Origin of the sequence: Pseudorhodoferax sp. Leaf265 (assembly GCF_001422365.1) — a bacterium.
GTDB lineage: Bacteria > Pseudomonadota > Gammaproteobacteria > Burkholderiales > Burkholderiaceae_C > Pseudorhodoferax.
Genome location: NZ_LMMT01000039.1, coordinates 181,305 through 196,317 on the forward strand (window position 1 = coordinate 181,305; position 15,013 = coordinate 196,317).

At 67.7% G+C, this 15,013-nt stretch carries 16 protein-coding genes; 12 read left to right on the forward strand and 4 right to left on the reverse strand.

Annotated elements, in window-relative coordinates; genetic code table 11:
• Window positions 1-2 precede the first annotated feature (2 nt).
• Window positions 3-797, forward strand: a complete 795-nt coding sequence (gene tatC / locus ASF45_RS29770) for a twin-arginine translocase subunit TatC (RefSeq protein ID WP_056672280.1) — start codon at window positions 3-5, stop codon at window positions 795-797.
• Here the strand turns inward: tatC and ASF45_RS29775 are convergent, their stop codons facing one another.
• Window positions 798-1,943 carry a S1C family serine protease gene (locus tag ASF45_RS29775; RefSeq protein ID WP_056672842.1) on the reverse strand — a complete coding sequence of 382 codons (1,146 nt, stop codon included), beginning with the start codon at window positions 1,941-1,943 and terminating at the stop codon, window positions 798-800.
• Between the two features lie 285 nt (window positions 1,944-2,228).
• Here ASF45_RS29775 and ASF45_RS29780 point away from each other — a divergent pair, with 285 nt between their 5' ends.
• Genes ASF45_RS29780 through pdxA form a run of 3 tightly spaced genes read left to right on the forward strand, consistent with a single transcriptional unit; the run spans window position 2,229 to window position 5,346 of the window.
• Window positions 2,229-3,545 carry an MFS transporter gene (locus tag ASF45_RS29780; RefSeq protein WP_056672282.1) on the forward strand — a complete coding sequence of 439 codons (1,317 nt, stop codon included), beginning with the start codon at window positions 2,229-2,231 and terminating at the stop codon, window positions 3,543-3,545.
• Between the two features lie 29 nt (window positions 3,546-3,574).
• A complete protein-coding gene (locus ASF45_RS29785; protein WP_056672284.1) occupies window positions 3,575-4,333 on the forward strand; it encodes a Nif3-like dinuclear metal center hexameric protein in 759 nt (252 codons plus the stop codon).
• Complete coding sequence (gene pdxA / locus ASF45_RS29790; RefSeq protein ID WP_056672286.1) at window positions 4,333-5,346, forward strand: 4-hydroxythreonine-4-phosphate dehydrogenase PdxA; 1,014 nt, start codon at window positions 4,333-4,335, stop codon at window positions 5,344-5,346. The genes ASF45_RS29785 and pdxA overlap by 1 nt, the downstream gene beginning before the upstream one ends.
• A 6-nt stretch (window positions 5,347-5,352) precedes the next feature.
• Here pdxA and mscL read toward each other — a convergent pair whose 3' ends face one another.
• Complete coding sequence (gene mscL / locus ASF45_RS29795) at window positions 5,353-5,781, reverse strand: large conductance mechanosensitive channel protein MscL (protein ID WP_056672288.1); 429 nt, start codon at window positions 5,779-5,781, stop codon at window positions 5,353-5,355.
• 157 nt (window positions 5,782-5,938) lie between these two features.
• Here mscL and petA point away from each other — a divergent pair, with 157 nt between their 5' ends.
• The 6 genes from petA to ASF45_RS29830 all read left to right on the forward strand — a co-directional run bounded on the left by petA (window position 5,939) and on the right by ASF45_RS29830 (window position 10,725).
• Window positions 5,939-6,538: a ubiquinol-cytochrome c reductase iron-sulfur subunit gene (petA, locus tag ASF45_RS29800; protein ID WP_056672290.1), complete on the forward strand. Its 600-nt coding sequence runs from the start codon at window positions 5,939-5,941 to the stop codon at window positions 6,536-6,538.
• Window positions 6,539-6,553: 15 nt separating this feature from the next.
• Window positions 6,554-7,957, forward strand: a complete 1,404-nt coding sequence (locus tag ASF45_RS29805) for a cytochrome bc complex cytochrome b subunit (protein ID WP_056672292.1) — start codon at window positions 6,554-6,556, stop codon at window positions 7,955-7,957.
• Between the two features lie 21 nt (window positions 7,958-7,978).
• Window positions 7,979-8,749: a cytochrome c1 gene (locus tag ASF45_RS29810; RefSeq protein ID WP_056672293.1), complete on the forward strand. Its 771-nt coding sequence runs from the start codon at window positions 7,979-7,981 to the stop codon at window positions 8,747-8,749.
• 94 nt (window positions 8,750-8,843) lie between these two features.
• Window positions 8,844-9,455 carry a glutathione S-transferase N-terminal domain-containing protein gene (locus ASF45_RS29815; RefSeq protein WP_056672295.1) on the forward strand — a complete coding sequence of 204 codons (612 nt, stop codon included), beginning with the start codon at window positions 8,844-8,846 and terminating at the stop codon, window positions 9,453-9,455.
• Between the two features lie 19 nt (window positions 9,456-9,474).
• Window positions 9,475-9,984: a ClpXP protease specificity-enhancing factor gene (locus tag ASF45_RS29820; RefSeq protein WP_056672296.1), complete on the forward strand. Its 510-nt coding sequence runs from the start codon at window positions 9,475-9,477 to the stop codon at window positions 9,982-9,984.
• A 264-nt stretch (window positions 9,985-10,248) separates the two neighbouring features.
• Window positions 10,249-10,725, forward strand: a complete 477-nt coding sequence (locus ASF45_RS29830; protein ID WP_082551354.1) for a helix-turn-helix domain-containing protein — start codon at window positions 10,249-10,251, stop codon at window positions 10,723-10,725.
• 532 nt (window positions 10,726-11,257) lie between these two features.
• Here ASF45_RS29830 and ASF45_RS29840 read toward each other — a convergent pair.
• A complete protein-coding gene (locus tag ASF45_RS29840) occupies window positions 11,258-11,641 on the reverse strand; it encodes a hypothetical protein (protein WP_056672302.1) in 384 nt (127 codons plus the stop codon).
• Between the two features lie 275 nt (window positions 11,642-11,916).
• Here ASF45_RS29840 and ASF45_RS29845 point away from each other — a divergent pair, with 275 nt between their 5' ends.
• Complete coding sequence (locus tag ASF45_RS29845) at window positions 11,917-14,052, forward strand: hypothetical protein (RefSeq protein ID WP_056672305.1); 2,136 nt, start codon at window positions 11,917-11,919, stop codon at window positions 14,050-14,052.
• Window positions 14,053-14,055: 3 nt separating this feature from the next.
• Here the strand turns inward: ASF45_RS29845 and ASF45_RS29850 are convergent, their stop codons facing one another.
• Window positions 14,056-14,727 (reverse strand): trimeric intracellular cation channel family protein, encoded by a 672-nt coding sequence (locus ASF45_RS29850; protein WP_056672307.1) that lies wholly within the window; start codon window positions 14,725-14,727, stop codon window positions 14,056-14,058.
• 89 nt (window positions 14,728-14,816) lie between these two features.
• Here ASF45_RS29850 and ASF45_RS29855 point away from each other — a divergent pair, with 89 nt between their 5' ends.
• A complete protein-coding gene (locus tag ASF45_RS29855) occupies window positions 14,817-15,011 on the forward strand; it encodes a hypothetical protein (protein ID WP_235581078.1) in 195 nt (64 codons plus the stop codon).
• Window positions 15,012-15,013: the final 2 nt, after the last annotated feature.

A 15,013-nucleotide genomic window follows, 5' to 3' on the forward strand; every position in this document is an offset into this window, starting at 1 on the left:
CCATGCCTGATCCGAACACGAAGGAAGACGAACTCGCCGGTACGGAGCAACCGTTCGTAGAGCACCTGATGGAGTTGCGCGACCGGCTGATCAAGGCCGTGATCGCCGTCGGCGTCGTGGCCGCCGTGCTGGCCGTCTACCCCGGCCCCGGCGCGCTGTACGACCTGCTGGCCGCACCGTTGGTCGCATCGCTGCCGGCCGGTGCCACCATGATCGCCACCTCGGTGATCTCGCCGTTCCTGGTGCCGCTCAAGATCCTGCTGATGGCGGCCTTCATGATCGCCTTGCCGGTGGTGCTCTACCAGGTCTGGGCCTTCGTGGCGCCCGGCCTGTACTCGCACGAGAAGAAGCTCGTGATGCCGCTGGTGATCTCCAGCACGCTGCTGTTCCTGATCGGCGTGGCGTTCTGCTACTACTTCGTGTTCGGCCAGGTGTTCAAGTTCATCCAGAGCTTTGCGCCCAAGAGCATCACGGCCGCGCCTGACATCGAGGCGTATCTGGGCTTCGCGCTGAGCATGTTCCTGGCGTTCGGCCTGGCCTTCGAGGTGCCGATCGCGGTGGTCGTGCTGGCGCGCGTGGGCATCGTGACGATCGACAAGCTCAAGAGCTTCCGCGGCTACTTCATCGTGGTGGCCTTTGTCGTGGCCGCCATCGTGACGCCGCCGGACGTGGTGTCGCAGTTGGCCCTGGCCATCCCCATGTGCATCTTGTACGAGGTGGGGATCTGGGCGGCCCAGCTGTTCATCAAGCACACCAAGGCGCCAGAAGAAACCGAGGCCGAGGCCAGCGGCAACTGATCAGGGTCGCTGCGCGCGCTGCGGCTTGGGTCGCACGCCGGGCGTGACCTGCAGGCGCAGGCGCTCCTCGCGCCGCAGCACTTCGAACTCCGAGGCCTCACCGGGCTTGAGCGCGGCCACGGACGACAGCAACTCCGTCACGTTGGCGATGGGCTTGCCCGACACCTGGGCGATCACGTCGCCGGGCCGTACGCCGGCCTGGGCCGCGGGGCCGTTCTGCAGCACGCCCGTGATGATCACGCCGGCCGTGGTCTTCACACCGAAAGTCTCGGCCAGTTCGGGCGAGAGGTCGTTCGGCTCCACGCCGATCCAGCCGCGCCGCACCTGGCCGTCGCGCACGATGCCTTCGAGCACCAGCTTGGCCGTGGACACCGGCACTGCGAAGCCGATGCCCATGCTGCCGCCCGAGCGCGAGTAGATCGCGGTGTTGATGCCCAGCAGGTTGCCTGCCGTGTCGACCAGTGCGCCGCCCGAGTTGCCGGGGTTGATGGCTGCATCCGTCTGGATGAATTCCTGCAGCGGGCTCATGCCCAGCTGGTTGCGGCCCAGCGCGCTGATGATGCCGCTGGTGACCGTCTGGCCCACGCCGAAGGGGTTGCCGATGGCCAGCACCTGGTCGCCGACCTGCAGCGCGTCGGAACTGCCCAGCACCATGACAGGCAGCTTGTCGAGGTCGATCTTGAGGATGGCCAGGTCGGTCTCGGGGTCGGTGCCGATGACCTTGGCCTGGGTGCGCCGGGCGTCGTTGAGGATCACCTCGATCACGTCGGCACCCTCGACCACGTGGTTGTTGGTCAGCACATAGCCTTCGGCGCTCACGATCACGCCGCTGCCCAGGCCGGCGCGCGCCTCGCCGCCCCGGTCGCCGAAGAAGAAGCGGAACCAGGGGTCGTTGCTGTTGGGGTGGGGCTGGGCTGCCGTGCTGGTGTTGATGCTGACCACGGCGGGCGCTGCGCGCTTGGCCGCCGGGGCGAAGCTGCCGGCCGCCACGGTGCCGGGCGGCACGGCCGGTGCCTCGATGACCGAGATGCTGCTGCCCGTGAAGCCGCGCTTGCCCAGCCACTCCGGCTTCAGGGTGGCGACAACGAAATAGGCCGCGAGCAGCACGGTCACGGATTGGGAAAAGAGCAGCCAGGAGCGCTTCATGGTGGCGATGGGAAATCCGGGAAAGCGCGCATTGTCGGCCATGGCGGTAGGCGCTTCACGGACCGTACGCGAGCCTCTGTGCTGCAGAATTGCGGGTAAACCCTTAGAATTGCGCCCCTGCGTCAGCCGCTGCGTTCCCCGCCATGCCGAACCGGACACCCCGGTGGCGCGCATGGTCCCAGGCCCCATCCGGACCCCCGTCGAACGATCCCCATCGTGCCGCCCATCCCGCGGCCGCGTCCTGCGCAGACGCGCTCCTGCCTCCCGTTCCCGGAAAAAGCCTCTATGACCACCGCCGTTTCGGCGCCGTCCCAGCCGGACGCCGCACCCCGACGACCACTCACCCGCCGCGATCTCCGCACCCTCGGCCTCTCGGCCCTGGGCGGCACGCTGGAGTTCTACGACTTCGTCGTCTTCGTGTTCTTCGCCAACGTGCTGGGGGCGCTGTTCTTCCCGGCCGACATGCCGGATTGGATGCGCCAGCTGCAGACGCTGGGCATCTTCGCGGCAGGCTACCTGGCGCGGCCGCTGGGCGGCATCGTCATCGCGCACTTCGGCGACATCCTGGGCCGCAAGCGCATGTTCACGCTGTCGATCTTCCTGATGTCCGTGCCCACGCTGGTGATCGGCCTGTTGCCCACCTACGCGTCCATCGGCATCGCCGCGCCGCTGCTGCTCTTGGCCATGCGCATCCTGCAGGGCGCGGCCATCGGCGGCGAAATGCCGGGGGCCTGGGTCTTCGTGGCCGAGCATGTGCCCAAGCGCCACTACGGCCTGGCCGTGGGCACGCTGACTGCCGGCATCACGGGCGGCATCCTGCTGGGTTCGCTGGTCGCCGTGGCGCTCAACACCCACTACACGCCGGTCGAGATCCACGACGGGGCCTGGCGCATTCCGTTCATCCTGGGCGGCGTGTTCGGTCTGGTGTCGGTCTACCTGCGCCGTTTCCTCGAAGAGACGCCTGTGTTCCAGGAGCTGGCCGAGCGCAAGAAGGTCGCGCGCGAGCTGCCCGTGAAGACCGTACTGCGCGAACACCGTGCCGCCATCGTGCTCGTCGCGCTCATGACCTGGGTGCTGTCCACCGCCATCGTGGTCGTGATCCTGTTCACGCCGGCCTACCTGCAGAAGGTGTTCGAGATCCCGGCCAAGCTCTCGCTGCAAGCCAACCTGGCCGCGACCTTCACGCTGACCCTGGGCTGCGCGGTGGTGGGCTGGGCATCCGACCGGTTCGGCACCAGGGCCGTCATGCTGGTCGGCTGGGGCGGGCTGTTCGCCACGACCTATCTGTTCTACCTGGGCCTGCCGGGCACGCCCGAGTCGCTGGTGTGGAGCTATGCGCTGGTTGGCTTCTTCGTCGGGTCTATCGCGCTGCTGCCCATCGTGGGGGTGCGCGCCTTCCCGCCGGCCGTGCGCTTCTCCGGGCTCTCGTTTGCCTACAACATGGCCTATGCAGTCTTCGGCGGCCTCACGCCGGTGCTGATCAGCGTCTGGCAGAAGGTCGACGTGATGGCGCCGGCGCACTACGTGGCTGGTGTCGCGGTGCTGGGATTCCTGATCGGCCTGTGGCCCTTCGCCTCGCGCGGCTGGCAACCGCGCGCCTGACAGGCGGTATGGCCTGAGACAATTCGGCCATGCACACCACCACGCGCGATGAATTGCTGCAGGCCTGCGATGCACTGCTGCAGCCCGCCCGGTTCAAAGACTACGGGCCGAACGGCCTGCAGGTGGAGGGCAAGGCGCCGATCCGCCGGCTCGTCAGCGGCGTCACGGCCAGCCGGGCGCTGATCGAGGCAGCGATTGCCGAGGGGGCGGACGCCATCTTCGTCCACCACGGCCTGTTCTGGCGTGGGCAGAGCGGCACCGTCACGGGCTGGATGAAGCAGCGTCTGGCGCTGCTGCTCGCGCACGACATCAGCCTGCTGGCCTACCACCTGCCGCTGGACGCGCACCCTGAACTGGGCAACAACGCCCAGCTGGGCCGCGTGCTGGAACTGACATTGGAGTCGACGCGCTTCGGCGAGCAGGATCTCGGGTTCGTGGGGCAGGGCGCGTTCGCCGGTGCGCAGGCGTTGGCACGTCATGTGGAGCAGCGCCTGGGCCGCGGTGTGACGCTCGTCGATCCCGGGCACGGCCGGCCGCTGCGCCGCATCGCCTGGTGCACGGGCGGCGCGCAGTCGTACTTCGAGGCGGCCATCGCGGCCGGTGCCGATGCCTTCATCACGGGCGAGATCTCCGAGCCGCAAGCCCATCTGGCGCGCGAATGCGGCGTGGCCTTCCTGGCCTGCGGTCACCACGCGACCGAGCGCTACGGCGCGCCGGCAGTGGCCGCCCATGTCGCGGCCCAACTGGGCATCGCGCACCGTTTCATCGAGATCGAGAACCCCGCGTGATGGTTGCGCTGCCGATCGCCATCAGCATGGGCGATGCCGCCGGCATCGGCCCCGAAATCATCGCCAAGGCTTTCCAGGCGGAGCCTGCGCTGCTGCAGGGCTGCTTCGTGGTGGGCGATGTCGGCCTCATGCGGCGTGCGCTGGCGCTGCTGGCGGGCGTTGCACCGGCGCTGGCACCGATCGCGACGCCCCAGCAGGCCTGGCAGGTGCCGCCGCGTTGCATTCCGGTGCTGCAACCGGGCCCCGATACGCCCGCCATGCCCTACGGCGCCATCAGTGCGGCGGCCGGTCGCCTGGCCGCCGATTGCGTGGCATGGGGCGCGCGCGCTGCCTTGCGCGGCGAGGTGGCGGCGCTGGTCACTGCGCCGGTGCACAAGGAGGCACTGTCCGCTGCGGGCGTGCCCTATCCGGGCCACACCGAGTTGCTGCAGGCCGAGGCCGCGGCCCATGCCGGCCGGCCCGTGGCCGAGATGCCGGTGCGCATGATGCTGGCCAATCCGGAGCTGCGCACCGTGCTGGTCAGCATCCATGTGTCGCTGCGCGCCGCGCTGGACGCCGTGACCTTCGACAACGTGCTGCAGACGCTGCGCATCACGCATGCCGCGTTGGCCGCGCTGCTGGGCCGCGCGCCACGCATCGGCGTGGCGGGCCTGAACCCGCATGCGGGCGAAGGTGGCTTGTTCGGCCGCGAAGAGATCGAGACCATCGCGCCAGCCATGGCGGCAGCGCGCACCGAAGGCATCGATGCCCAGGGCCCCTATGCGCCCGACACGGTGTTCATGCGCGCCCGCACCGGCGCCTTCGACGTGGTCGTGGCCATGTACCACGACCAGGGCCTGATCCCCGTGAAATACCTCGGTGTGGAGCAGGGCGTGAACGTGACCCTGGGCCTGCCGCTGGTGCGCACCAGCCCGGACCATGGCACCGCGTTCGACATCGCCGGCACCGGCCGTGCCGATGCGCGCAGCCTCGTCGAGGCCTTGCGCATGGCACGCCAGCTGGCGCGCGGCTGAAGCGCGTTACTTCCTGAGGCTGTCGCGGATCTCGCGCAGCAGCACGACGTCCTCGGGCGTCACCGGGGCGGCAGGTGGAGGTGCCGGTTCCGCGCGCTTGAGGCGGTTGATCTGCTTGACCATCATGAAGATGATGAAGGCCAGGATGGCGAAGTTCACCGCGATGGTGATGAAGTTGCCATAGGCCAGCACCGGCACGCCGGCCTTGCGCAGCGCGTCCAGCGTGGTCGGCACGCCGGCTGGCACGGTGCCCAGCACCACGAAGAGGTTGGAGAAATCCAGCTTGCCGAAGACCAGGCCGACGACGGGCATGATCAGGTCGGCCACGACCGAGTCGACGATCTTGCCGAAGGCGCCACCGATGATCACGCCGACGGCCAGATCGATCACGTTGCCCTTGACCGCGAACTCCCTGAACTCCTGCATCATGCCCATGGCATCCTCTCGCTTCGGTGAGTGAAAAACCCGCGCATTCTCGCTGCATTCGCCTGTCGCGCAGGGCGCACAGACCGCATCAGCGCGCCTTGAGAGCGAATAACCCTGTCCGCTACAATCTTTTGTTGACTCCAATAAGAGACTATTGAGGAACCCCATGAGTGACATTCCAGTCGACCGTAGCAAGCGGACATGGCTGATCGCCTCCGGTTGCGCGGGGGCGGTAGGTGGTGTGGCAACCGCAGTTCCGTTCGTGAGCACATTTCAGCCTTCGGAGCGCGCCAAGGCTGCGGGTGCCGCTGTCGAGGTCGACATCTCCGCACTCAAGCCCGGCGAGAAGGTCACCGTGGAGTGGCGTGGCAAGCCGGTGTGGATCATCAAGCGCACGCCCGAGCAACTGGCCGAGCTGCCCAAGCTCGACAGCCAGCTGGCCGACCCCAAGTCGCTGCGCAAGCCATCCGAGCTGACGCCCGAATACGCCCGCAACGAGGGTCGCTCGATCAAGCCCGAGGTGCTGGTCGTGGTGGGCATCTGCACGCACCTGGGCTGCTCGCCGGTCGACAAGTTCACGCCCGGCCCCCAGCCCTCGCTGCCCGACAACTGGGAGGGCGGCTTCCTGTGCCCCTGCCATGGCTCCACCTTCGACCTGGCCGGCCGGGTGTTTGCCAACAAGCCCGCGCCCGACAACCTCGAGGTGCCACCGCACCAGTACCTGTCCGACACGCGCCTGCTCATCGGCGACGACAAGAAGGCTTGAGGGGGCACGACGGACATGGCTGAATTCAAGGAAATCTCGCCCAACGCGCCCATCGGCGCGCATGTGACCAACTGGCTGGAGAACCGGTTCCCGACCGCGTTCGACGCCTACCGCGTCCACATGTCGGACTACTACGCGCCGAAGAACTTCAACTTCTGGTACATCTTCGGCTCGCTGGCGCTGCTGGTCCTGGTGATCCAGATCGTCACCGGCATCTTCCTCGTGATGCACTACAAGCCCGATGCGAACCTCGCGTTCGCCTCGGTCGAGTACATCATGCGCGACGTGCCGTGGGGCTGGCTGATCCGCTACATGCACTCCACCGGCGCCTCGGCGTTCTTCGTGGTGGTCTACCTGCACATGTTCCGCGGCCTGCTGTATGGCTCCTACCGCAAGCCGCGCGAGCTGGTCTGGGTGTTCGGCTGCGCGATCTTCCTGTGCCTGATGGCCGAGGCTTTCATGGGCTACCTGCTGCCCTGGGGCCAGATGTCCTACTGGGGCGCCCAGGTGATCGTGAACCTGTTCGCCGCCATCCCCTTCATCGGCCCCGACCTGGCGCTGCTGATCCGCGGCGACTACGTGGTCGGTGACGCCACGCTGAACCGCTTCTTCAGCTTCCACGTGATCGCCGTGCCGCTGGTGCTGCTGGGCCTGGTGGTGGCGCACCTGCTGGCGCTGCACGATGTGGGTTCCAACAACCCCGACGGCATCGAGATCAAGGCCACCAAGGGCGCAGACGGCAAGCCGCTGGACGGCATCCCGTTCCACCCGTACTACACGGTGCACGACATCTTCGGCGTGTGCGTGTTCCTGATGGCCTTCACGGCGGTGATCTTCTTCGCCCCCGAGTTCGGTGGCTACTTCCTCGAGTACAACAACTTCATCCCGGCCGACCCGCTGAAGACGCCGGCGCACATCGCGCCCGTCTGGTACTTCACGCCGTTCTACTCGATGCTGCGCGCCATCACGAGCGAGATGATGTATGTGCTGATCGCCTGCGTGGTGCTCGGTGCCGGCCTCATGACGCTCAAGCTGCGCCTGCCTGGTTTCGTCAAGGCATTCATCGTCGTCGCGGCCGTGGCCGCAGTGGCCATGATGCTGTCGATCGACGCGAAGTTCTGGGGCGTGGTCGTCATGGGCGGCGCCGTCATCATCTTGTTCTTCCTGCCCTGGCTGGACCACAGCCCGGTCAAGTCGATCCGCTACCGTCCGAGCTGGCACAAGTATGTGTATGGCGTCTTCGTCGTCAACTTCGTGGTGCTGGCCTACCTGGGCGTGCAGGCTCCTTCGCCGATCGGCGAGCGCGTCTCGCAAGTCGGTACGCTGTTCTATTTCGGCTTCTTCCTGCTGATGCCCTGGTGGAGCCGCCTGGGCGAGCCCAAGCCGGTGCCCGCGCGCGTGACCTTCAACCCGCACTGAGCCACGGAACAGACGAAGACCATGAAAAAGAATCTCCACGGTTTCATCGCTGGCCTGCTGCTGTCGCTGGGCCTGGCCGCCGGCACCGCGCACGCGGCCGAAGGCGGCATTGCCTGGGACAAGGCGCCGGTCAAGACCAACGACATGGCGTCGCTGCAAAACGGTGCCAAGCTGTTCGTCAACTACTGCCTGAACTGCCACTCGGCCGCGTTCATGCGCTTCAACCGGCTGCAGGACATCGGCCTGAGCGAGCAGCAGATCAAGGACAACCTGCTGTTCACGACGGACAAGGTCGGCGAGACCATGAAGGCCGCGATCGACCCGCGCCAGGCCAAGGAATGGTTCGGCGCCAACCCGCCCGACCTCACGCTGATGACGCGCTCGCGCTCCGGCCATGGCGGCACGGGTGCCGACTACCTCTACACCTACCTGCGCACCTACTACCGCGACGAGACCAAGGCCACGGGCTGGAACAACCTGGCCTTCCCCAGCGTTGGCATGCCGCACGTGCTGTGGGAACTGCAGGGTGAGCGCAAGCCCGTCTTCGAGGAAATCCAGAGCCATGGCCATGCCACTGCCGTGTTCAAAGGCTGGGAGCAGGTGAAGCCGGGCACAATGACGCCCCTGCAATACGATCAGGCCGTTGGCGATCTGGTCAGCTTCATGGCCTGGATGGCCGAACCCGCACAGAACACGCGCGTGCGCGTGGGCGTCTGGGTGCTGCTGTTCCTCGCGGTCTTCTCGGTCATCACCTGGCGCCTGAACGCTGCGTTCTGGAAAGACGTCAAGTAAGCAGTCCATGCCCGGCAGCAGCAGGCTGCGGGCGTGATCAGAGTGGGTGCGGATGCCGCACCCACTCTTTTTGGTTTTTTAGGAGTCTTCTCTCATGATGGTCTTGTACTCGGGAACGACCTGCCCCTTCTCCCACCGTTGCCGCTTCGTGTTGTTCGAAAAGGGCATGGATTTCGAAATCCGCGACGTCGATCTCTACAACAAGCCAGAAGACATCAGCGTCATGAACCCGTACGGCCAGGTCCCCATCCTGGTCGAGCGCGACCTGATCCTGTACGAGTCGAACATCATCAACGAGTACATCGACGAGCGCTTCCCGCACCCGCAGCTGATGCCCGGCGACCCGGTGGACCGCGCCCGCGTGCGCCTGTTCCTGCTCAACTTTGAGAAGGAACTGTTCGTGCACGTCAGCCTGCTCGAGAACCGTGCCTCCAAGGGCAACGAGAAGGCTCTGGAGAAGGCCCGCGCCCACATCCGCGACCGCCTGACGCAGCTGGCCCCCGTGTTCCTCAAGAACAAGTACATGCTGGGCGAGAACTTCTCCATGCTGGACGTGGCCATCGCCCCGCTGCTGTGGCGCCTGGACTTCTACGGCATCGACCTCAGCAAGAACGCGGCGCCGTTGCTCAAGTACGCCGAGCGCATCTTCTCGCGCCCGGCCTACATCGAGGCGCTGACGCCGTCCGAAAAGGTCATGCGCAAGTAAGCATGGAGAACTGGACCGGATGAACGCGCTCGATGCCACCTCCACCCGCCCGTACCTGATCCGGGCGCTCTATGAATGGTGCACCGACAACGGCTTCACGCCCTACATCGCGGTGCTGGTGGACGAAACGGTGCAGGTGCCGCGGGAGTACGTGAAGGACGGTGAGATCGTGCTGAACGTGAGTTTCGACGCCACCAGCGCGCTCAAGCTCGGCAATGACTTCATCGAGTTCAAGGCGCGCTTCGCGGGCACGGCCCGCGAGATTCTCGTGCCCATCGGCCGCGTGATCGCCATCTACGCCCGCGAGAACGGGCAAGGCATGGCTTTCCCCTCGCCGGTGGCTGTTTCCGCGGCCGAGACGGCTCAGGCTGCCGCCGACATGTCCCTGCCGCTTGCAGAGGCCGAGGACAAGTCCGCAAGCAAAGTGTTGCAGCTGGCCCCGGTCGACCCCTCCGACGAAGGCACGGAGCCCGAGCCGCCCAGGCCTGGCGGTGGCGCGCCGCGCCCGGCACTCAAGCGGGTCAAGTGACCGCGTAGAATCGCCGCTGGTTTTTGCCGATTTAGCTCAGTTGGTAGAGCACCCGCCTTGTAAGCGGACGGTCGTCAGTTCGATTCCGACAATCCTCTGGACAGTTTCCGGACGGGTTGAAGCCCACGTGCCTGCTGGGCATCGCTGGTTTTTTGGCCGGATGGCTTCGCAAGGGTCACAAGAACGCCTCGACGCCGTTGTGGTCGGTCCTTGGCCGAGGCCCCAGACCTCCGACCCGTGAAGGCTTTCCGTTGTAATCGCCCCATGGAATCCATCGGTTCAAGAGTGAAGTGGGCGCGCGAACTGCGCGGGCTCACACAGGCCGCACTGGCCAAGGCCGCCTGCGTGTTGACCAGCTCGATCGTCGACCTGGAGGCAGGCACCCGCGACAGACCGCGCGATCTGGCAAGCCTGGCCTTCGCCCTCGGCGTGCGCCCGGCGTGGCTGGAAGACGGCAAGGGCGATTGGCAGGCAGCGCGGCCAGGCAGCGACGCGGTCCACCAGGCCTCCGAGTCGAGTGGGCTGGCGCGTACCTGCGCGGCAGTGAGCGTGGGCGATGCCATCGTGGAACTCGGCACGTTGCTGTCCACGCTGAGCCCTCTGGCCCGTGCGAGCATCGCGCCCTTGCTCCTCCAGCTCGCAGACGACCCCGCGCTTGCTGTCCGTGCGGCGGTGTTGGCCAATGCCATTGCACAGTCGGATGGCACGGCCCATCCCATCCCCGACGCACGGATGCCTTGACCACGCGATGCGGTCTCGTCCTACAGCCGCATGCGCTTGCCAGTCGCCGAACCGTCATACGGTGCGCTTACCATCTCTCCCGTTGGCGCTCGCGCCCCTGTCCACTAGGAAGTGTGGGCTGCTGGAGATCAGGCTTCTCCCGCCCCACCCGAGCGCATCGGGGAGAACTCCCCAGAGGGTCGTAAACGTGAACCGCGCAAGAGTCCACGACCAATTCCGAAGCCCGCCGCCGTGCGGGCTTTTTCACGCCGGTGCGAGAGCGTGGTCGGCCAGCTTCCAGTGGAATTTGGAGCAAAGCAACAGGCCTTTGTCGGGTGCATGCGGATCGCACGGAGCGCCGCTATGCTGTGGCATCCGTTCCAGGAGGTTTCGTTGCCCGCTGAATCGCAGAGCCGAATCCCGCGCCTGACGCTGTTCCAGCGCAGGTTGTGCAAGCAACTCGGAATGCCGCCGCTGCAAGTGGCGCGCTTGACGCGGACGGACGTGCGAATACCGACGCGCCCCAGCTGAGGCCGCCCTGCGGGGCTGGCGCCTACGCCATCGGCCGCCAGGCCGTCTCCTGGCGCGTGTCTTCTCCCTCGAAGGTCACCCGCAACAGCACCTTCGGGCGATGGTGCTCCAGGGGCGCATGTGCGCTGTGCACCCAGGCCTTGACCACGCGCAGCCGGCCGGTGTCCATCTTGTGGGCCCAGTGCTGCTCGCCATCGTGTTCGACGAAGCCGATGTGCGCCCAGGTCTTCCACAGGCCCCAGAAGCGGGGGCAGCGCAGCCAGACGCCAATGGCTTCCGGATGCTTGCTGGCGGCTTCGCGGCGCAGCTGCACTTCGGCACCCTGGCGTGCGAAGGCCTTGATCAGGTCGGAACGCCCTCCAAGGGCGGTGCCTGCAACGACTGCCGAATAGGTCCTGCGTGCCATGGTGTCTCCCGCCACAGAATTTAGCGAGCAGGTCGCGCTCCGCACCGGCAGATGGTGCAACCGGGGGTTTCAAGCGTCACATCTGTGTACGAAGTCAGGCCGCTGGTTTCGTTGGTTTCACGATGGTCGCGCCGGTTCGGCGCCCTGCACCCGCGGCCTTGTCCTACTTGTGGGGCGGTGGTCGGGCGATGGCGGCACCAGGATGTACGGCACAAGCTTGACGCTCGCCTTTGTCCATTCTTCCCTTCCCGGCGGCGCGCTGCAGCCGCTGGCCGATGTCCATGCCCCATGCCTGGCAGTTCTTTCGCGCCGGTGGCGTCGATCAGGTCCTGATCGCCCAAGGCGCCGACCTACTTCATCTGCGCGAACTCGACCAGAAGCTCTGGGTTGCGCTGGCCTGTCCCACGCGCGGCCTGCATTTCGATGCACGCACGCTGGACCTCATCGACACCGACAACGATGGCCGCATCCGCGCACCCGAGTTGATCGACGCCTGCGAGTGGGCCTGCGCCCGCCTGCGCGACCCGGAGCGCCTGCTGCGCGGTGGCGACCGGCTGGCCTTGGCGGACCTGGCCGGGAGCGAGGAGGGCCAGGCACTGGTCGCTGAGGCGCGGCGCACCTTGGCCGGCCAGGGCCAGGCCGATGCTGCCGACATCGGCCTGGCCGAACTGGCGGAACGGCAGAAGCACCTGGCAGGCGAGCGCTTCAACGGCGACGGCATCGTCGTGCCGGCCACGGCGCAGGACGAGGAGCCGCTGCGGGCGCTCATCGAGCAGATCGTGGCGACGCAGGGCGGCGTGGCCGATGCCAGCGGTACACCAGGCGTGGATGAAGCGCGCGTCAAGGCTTTCTTCAACGAGGCCGAGGCGCTGTTCGCCTGGCATGCCCAGGGCGAGCGCGACTGCGGCACGCTGCGGGCAGCAGCGCAGGCTGTCGAAGCCGTGTATGCCAAGGTCGAAGACTTCTTCGCGCGCTGCCGCCTGGCCAGCTACGACCCGGCCGCCGCCGCTGCGCTGAGCGTGCCCACGCCCGAGCAGCTGCGCAGCCACGCGCTGCAGCCGCTGGCGGTGGACGCGGAACCGCTGGCGCAGTTGCCGCTGGCGCCAGTGGCGGCCGGCCGCGCGCTGCCACTGGACGCCGTGGCACACCCGGCCTGGCAGGCCGCCCTGCGCACGCTGCGCGACAGCGCCGTGCGGCCCTTGCTCGGTGCGCAGGTGGGCGATGCGTTAGACGAGGCCGGCTGGCAGCGCCTGAAGGCGCATGTCGCGCCCTGCCGGGCGTGGCTGCTGCGGCGCCCGCCGGGCGCGGTCGCGGCGCTGGGCAGCGAGAAGCTGCGCGCACTGGTGGGCGAGACGGTCGCACTGGCCCAGGCCCGCGTGCTCGACCTGATCGCGCAGGACGTGGCCGCCGGTGGCCAGCAGGGCCGCGTGAACGCACTGGAAAAGCTGTTGCGGCTGCAGCGCGACCTCGCGGTGCTGGTGCGCAATTTCGTCTCGTTCGAGGCCTTCTACCACCGTGAGGGCGCCGTGTTCCAGGCCGGTCGTCTGTTCCTGGACGGGCGCAGCTGCGAGCTGACGGTCCAGGTGGCCGACGCCGCCAAGCACGCGGTGGTCGCCGGCTTGGCCAAGACCTATCTCGCGTACTGCGAATGCCAGCGCGGCAAGGAGAAGATGACGATCGCCGCCGCGTTCACGGCCGGCGATGTGGACTTCCTATTCGTGGGCCGCAACGGCCTGTTCTACGACCGCGAGGGGCGCGACTGGGACGCCCGCATCGTCAAGGTCATCGAGAACCCGATCAGCATTGGCCAGGCCTTCATGTCGCCGTACAAGAAGTTCCTGCGCATGGTCGAGGAGCAGGTCGCCAAGCGCGCCGCTGCCGGCGACGCGATGCAGCAGAAAGGCCTGGGCAACCTGGCGGGCCAACTGGCCACGGTGGACAAGGCCGCGCCGACGGCGGCCGTGCCGGGCGCTGCCGCCAGTGCGCGCGGCCGCTTCGATGTCGGCACCGTGGCGGCCCTCGGCGTGGCGCTGGGCAGCATCAGCGCCGTCATGGTGGGGCTGTTCACCAAGTTCGTCGACCTGGGGTGGTGGATCCCGATGGGTGTGCTGGGCATCGTGCTGTCCATCTCCGGTCCCAGCATGCTGATCGCCTGGCTCAAGCTGCGCCAGCGCAGCCTGGGCCCCATCCTGGATGCGAGCGGCTGGGCCATCAACGGCCGCATGCGGCTCAACGTCCGGCTGGGCGCTTCGCTGTCGCAGACGGCGCAGCTGCCGCCTGGTACGCGCCGGCTGCGCGACCCCTTCGCACCGCGCAGCGCCACGCCCTGGCTGGCCGTGCTGCTCGTGCTGGCCTTGGGCTTGGCGGCCTGGCGCTGGGGGCTCGTCGCGGCGTGGCTGCCGGCGGCCTGACTGTCATTCGCGCGGCGGCGCTTCGCCGGTGTGCCAGGCGGGCAGCTGCCAGCCCGTCCACAGGGCGATGGCGCGCAGCAGCAGCGCGGTGCTGGCCCCCGTCACCATGCCGAGCCAGTCGTCCATGCCGAGCCGGTGCCCCAGCACCACCACCCAGGCGCCTGTGAACGCGCAGACGGCATAGGGCTGGTGGTCGCTGAAGGCGCGCGGAATCTCGTTGCAGACGATGTCGCGCAGCACGCCGCCGAACACCGCCGTCATCGTGCCCATCAGCACGGCGACCACGGCCGGGACATCGGCTTGCAGCGCGATCTGCGTGCCGCTGGCCGCGAACAGGCCCAGGCCGAACGCGTCGGGCCACTGCATGGCGCGTTCGGTGGCCGCGAAGTGGCGGGTGCGCAGGAACAGCATGGCCGCCACGCACAGCGCCAGCAGCGCCCAGAGCCAGCCCGCGTGCGCGACCCAGAAGAAGGGCCGGCGGTCCAGCAGCACGTCGCGCAGCGTGCCGCCGCCGAACGCTGCGACGCCCGAGACGATGCACACGCCCACGGCGTCGAGCCGCTTGCGCGCCGCCGCCAGCAGGCCGGAAGCCGCGAAGGCGAGCGTGGCGGCGGCCTCGATCACGATCTGGGCGTTCGACAGCGTCAGCACCTGGGCCAGCGGAAGGGCTTGCATGGCCGGGGATGGTAGCGAGCCGGATGCGCATTTGTCCGACACCGCGGGGCGGGTCGGCGGCGCAGCATCGGGCCATGACACATCCATCCATGCAACTTCTGGTGGAGGAGCCCATGCCGGGCGCCTTCGTGTGGACCCTCGCCGAGACCGACGCACGCGGCCGCCCGACCAGGGTGGCGCGCCGCGCACTGGAGCCCAGCGACAGCTACGAGGCCGCGCTGGCCGCGGGCACGCATGCGCTGAACGTGCAGATGCGCGCCCAGCCTGCCCCCGCACCGGCCTGAAA

Coding starts and splice junctions, on each gene's coding strand:
- ASF45_RS29845 (WP_056672305.1), top strand. CDS start 11,917: ATGTCCATGCCCCATGCCTGGCAGTTCTTTCGCGCCGGTGGCGTCGAT.
- pdxA (WP_056672286.1), top strand. CDS start 4,333: ATGGTTGCGCTGCCGATCGCCATCAGCATGGGCGATGCCGCCGGCATC.
- ASF45_RS29815 (WP_056672295.1), top strand. CDS start 8,844: ATGATGGTCTTGTACTCGGGAACGACCTGCCCCTTCTCCCACCGTTGC.
- tatC (WP_056672280.1), top strand. CDS start 3: ATGCCTGATCCGAACACGAAGGAAGACGAACTCGCCGGTACGGAGCAA.
- ASF45_RS29810 (WP_056672293.1), top strand. CDS start 7,979: ATGAAAAAGAATCTCCACGGTTTCATCGCTGGCCTGCTGCTGTCGCTG.
- ASF45_RS29840 (WP_056672302.1), bottom strand. CDS start 11,641: ATGGCACGCAGGACCTATTCGGCAGTCGTTGCAGGCACCGCCCTTGGA.
- ASF45_RS29775 (WP_056672842.1), bottom strand. CDS start 1,943: ATGAAGCGCTCCTGGCTGCTCTTTTCCCAATCCGTGACCGTGCTGCTC.
- ASF45_RS29785 (WP_056672284.1), top strand. CDS start 3,575: ATGCACACCACCACGCGCGATGAATTGCTGCAGGCCTGCGATGCACTG.
- ASF45_RS29780 (WP_056672282.1), top strand. CDS start 2,229: ATGACCACCGCCGTTTCGGCGCCGTCCCAGCCGGACGCCGCACCCCGA.
- ASF45_RS29855 (WP_235581078.1), top strand. CDS start 14,817: ATGCAACTTCTGGTGGAGGAGCCCATGCCGGGCGCCTTCGTGTGGACC.
- ASF45_RS29830 (WP_082551354.1), top strand. CDS start 10,249: ATGGAATCCATCGGTTCAAGAGTGAAGTGGGCGCGCGAACTGCGCGGG.
- petA (WP_056672290.1), top strand. CDS start 5,939: ATGAGTGACATTCCAGTCGACCGTAGCAAGCGGACATGGCTGATCGCC.
- ASF45_RS29850 (WP_056672307.1), bottom strand. CDS start 14,727: ATGCAAGCCCTTCCGCTGGCCCAGGTGCTGACGCTGTCGAACGCCCAG.
- ASF45_RS29805 (WP_056672292.1), top strand. CDS start 6,554: ATGGCTGAATTCAAGGAAATCTCGCCCAACGCGCCCATCGGCGCGCAT.
- mscL (WP_056672288.1), bottom strand. CDS start 5,781: ATGGGCATGATGCAGGAGTTCAGGGAGTTCGCGGTCAAGGGCAACGTG.
- ASF45_RS29820 (WP_056672296.1), top strand. CDS start 9,475: ATGAACGCGCTCGATGCCACCTCCACCCGCCCGTACCTGATCCGGGCG.